Consider the following 1418-nt stretch of genomic DNA (forward strand, 5'->3'; position numbering starts at 1 on the left):
CTATGAGAGATCCTTTGATGATGTTAGGACCGCATCAATTTTATGTGGACTGGCTGAATTTCCAATCCTTTGAAGAAGAGTTTTCTGCCTCATGGGTTTGTATGGAGCGTTTTGGCAGGTCCCCCAGTTTGCAATTTACCGGCTATGGCAATGATGCAAAAACCATTCATGGCGTTTGGTTTCCAGAAGAATTTGGTGATCGGGTAGCCATTGATGCCATCGCCCAAACCATTCGAAGAGCAAAGCCTGTCCAGATGCTTCGTTGGATCAATGATACGACCTATAGTGTCCTTCTCCATGGTCCCGTGGTGATCACCACGATCAATAAAGACCACGACTATATCAGTCGCTCTGGTCAATCCCAGCGCATCCGCTATTCCATTACTCTCTTGCCCTTTTTCAATGGGGGAAAACCACAAGGACAATACCAGGTGGGACAATACCAAGTGGGACAAACTCTATGAAGATACCAGAAAAGCATGTTGTTGTAGAGCTAGAGGATATGAGTCTTGATCTTATCTGCTTTCACCATGCCATGGCTGTGTTCAGAGACCGCATCCAAGTTGGGGCACTAAACGGCTATTTAGAAGCCACACTAGAAGCCAATCCAGAGATTGCCAAATATGGTGTGTTTTTACCGCGGGGCTTAACGGTCATTTTGCCTGAGTTTGTGTTGTCTAATCCCCAAAGCATGGTGAAGCGGTTATGGGATTAATGCGCACACACCCTTTTATTGTGGTCAAGGTGGGAGACAAACCTGTTCATGAGGTTTTTTACCAGCGTCTTTTAACCGCAACCATTACGGACCATGCCGGTAATGAAGCCGATACATTTGAAGCAGAGTTTGATGATGGTGGCAATGATTTAGAGGTTCCACAAACGGGCAACGCTCTGCAGGTGATCTTTGGCTATGAGAACAGCATCAGTGCATTTATGGGGTGTTTTGTTGTCGAATCGGTTGTAAGTTGTGGTGGCAGTGATGGAGAGATTTTGCGCCTTTGTGGCAAAAGTGCTTCGATGCGCAAAGAACTCAAAGAACAGGCGAGTGAGCATTTTGATCACAAAACTGTTGGGGAGATTGTTGAGACACTGGCCAAACGCCATGGCTATCAAGCAAAGGTCAGTCCCCAGTTCACTCAACAAACTTTGCCTTATGTGATTCGCACAGATCAATCGGCTGTTGATTTTCTAACCCGCCTTGCCGACCGTATGCAGGCACGCTTTTTAATCAAGGACAATAAGTTTTTATTTTTAAGCGGTGACAATTTACCAGCACTCGACATCCATAAGCACGACTGTTCCAACTGGGAGTTCACATTAGAGCCACGCACGCAATATGGCACCATTGAAGCTTCTTATTTTGATCGCTCAAAAGGGCAGCAATGCCAAGTCAAGCATCAGACAGGGGTTAGCGGTCC

General features: G+C 46.1%; 3 protein-coding genes. All 3 read left to right on the top strand.

The genetic code is table 11. The features are described 5' to 3' along the window. Positions 1–2 precede the first annotated feature (2 nt). Positions 3–464, top strand: a complete 462-nt coding sequence (locus tag ACFIKD_RS09375; protein ID WP_375647895.1) for a phage tail protein — start codon at positions 3–5, stop codon at positions 462–464. Next, entirely contained in the window at positions 461–715 is a 255-nt protein-coding gene (locus ACFIKD_RS09380; RefSeq protein ID WP_375647897.1) for a tail protein X, read from the top strand. The genes ACFIKD_RS09375 and ACFIKD_RS09380 overlap by 4 nt, the downstream gene beginning before the upstream one ends. Continuing rightward, positions 715–1418 (top strand): phage late control D family protein (locus ACFIKD_RS09385; protein ID WP_375647899.1); only part of this gene is annotated, 704 nt, incomplete at its 3' end. The genes ACFIKD_RS09380 and ACFIKD_RS09385, both read left to right, overlap by 1 nt.

It is taken from the genome of Bartonella sp. CR84HXZ (genome assembly GCF_042194535.1).
In the GTDB taxonomy this organism is placed as follows: domain Bacteria; phylum Pseudomonadota; class Alphaproteobacteria; order Rhizobiales; family Rhizobiaceae; genus Bartonella; species Bartonella grahamii.

What these genes read in the sequence shown, in the direction of transcription:
- ACFIKD_RS09375 (WP_375647895.1), top strand. Translation starts at nt 3, where the DNA reads ATGAGAGATCCTTTGATGATGTTAGGACCGCATCAATTTTATGTGGAC.
- ACFIKD_RS09380 (WP_375647897.1), top strand. Translation starts at nt 461, where the DNA reads ATGAAGATACCAGAAAAGCATGTTGTTGTAGAGCTAGAGGATATGAGT.